This is a genomic window from Arthrobacter sp. 05T423, assembly GCF_056396245.1.
The window spans coordinates 1-1,565 of record NZ_JBFTLC010000086.1 but is presented as its reverse complement, the minus strand read 5'-3'; the positions used below and the strand labels follow the sequence as shown (position 1 = coordinate 1,565).

The 1,565-nt window shown below is 61.1% G+C and carries 1 protein-coding gene; it reads left to right on the top strand.

The window, feature by feature from the left end:
* Window positions 1–303 precede the first annotated feature (303 nt).
* Entirely contained in the window at window positions 304–1,560 is a 1,257-nt protein-coding gene (locus AC1DFE_RS23995; RefSeq protein WP_476908325.1) for an IS110 family RNA-guided transposase, read from the top strand.
* The last annotated feature ends 5 nt before the right edge of the window (window positions 1,561–1,565 follow it).

Below are 1,565 nucleotides of genomic sequence, written 5' to 3'. Positions count from 1 at the left end.
GTTTCGAGCTGCGGAGCCGCTCCGCGGCGTTGTGGAATTGAGAAAACGGCCTTGTGGTTGGGTTGGGTAGCGGCGGATGATGGCGGTGCCGCGGTCGACGCCGCTGTGTCTTAGTGCTTAGAGCCTGTTTTCGAGCGTGGTGTGGAGGGCTTCCACGGGAACCGTGGATTGGTGCCGCAAGCCCAGCAGCATCGGGTTTGATGAGCCCGTTTAGTAGATTCCTGAATCATTTTCCCCGCCCTTCCCGCGGCACCTGGCACCACCAGCCGGTGGCGTTGTTGGACCAGATCCGAGGAGTAGACGATGGACATCGTGCACGAGCGTGCCGCGGGAATGGATATCTCCAAACGTGATGCGAAGGTCTGCATCCGGATACCGGGAGCGCGGGTAGGAACGTCCACTAGGACAGTGACCACGTACGGCGCTACGACGAATGAGATCGTGCGCCTGCGCCGTGATCTGGAGGCGGCCGCGGTGACGGTGGTGGTGATGGAGGCCACCGGCGACTACTGGAAACCGTTCTACTTCCTGCTGTCGGAGTCGCTGAATGTGCAACTGGTCAATGCTAAAGCTGCGCGGAATATCCCGGGGCGGAAGAGCGATGTTTCAGACGCGACGTGGCTGGCGGAGCTCGCCGCCCACAACCTGCTGCGGGCCAGTTTCGTGCCGCCCGAGCCCGTCCGCCAGCTGCGGGATTTGACCCGCACGCGGTCGAACCTAACTCATGAACGCACCCGCGAATACGCACGACTGGAAAAAGGACTGGAGGACTCCAACATCAAATTGTCCTCGGTAGCCAGCCGGCTGAGCACCAAATCCGCCCGCAGCATCCTCGATGCACTCATATCCGGAGAACGTGATCCACAGACCTTAGCTTCGCTGGCGCACGCCTCCATGCACCGCAAATCCGCGGCCCTGGTCGAAGCCCTCACAGGCCGCTTCACCGCCCACCACGCATTCATGGCGCAACTGCACCTGGACCGCATCGACCAGATCGAGGCGACCCTCCAAGTCCTCGACGGCCGCATCGACTCACTGATCGAGCCCTTTTCCTTAGCCCGGGAGCTGCTGATGACCGTCCCGGGGATATCAAAGAATGTCGCTAACGTCATCATCGCCGAGGCCGGCGTCGACATGACCGTGTTCGACACGGCGGGCCATCTGGCATCGTGGGCGGGAGTGTGTCCGAGCCAGAACGAGTCCGCTGGACGAATCAAATCCACCCAAACCCGACCCGGCGACCATTACCTCAAAGCCGCGCTGGGAATCGCGGCGATGTCCGTCTCCCGATCCAAAACGACCTATCTCGCCGTGAAGTACCGACGTATTCAATCCCATGCCGGTGCCCTGCGTGCCGTAGTTGCTCTCCAACGCACGCTGCTCGTCATCGTCTGGAACATGCTCCACGACGGAGTCGCCTACGACGAACTCGGCATCGATCATTACGACAAAACAAACCCCGAACGCGCCAGAAATCGCCTCCAACGCCGAATGCTCGCGCTCGGATTCGAGCCCAACCTCACCCCAATTTCCCCAGGGAGGTCACCTTCGTTTTCTTAGTAGAC

Coding starts and splice junctions, on each gene's coding strand:
- AC1DFE_RS23995 (WP_476908325.1), top strand. CDS start 304: ATGGACATCGTGCACGAGCGTGCCGCGGGAATGGATATCTCCAAACGT.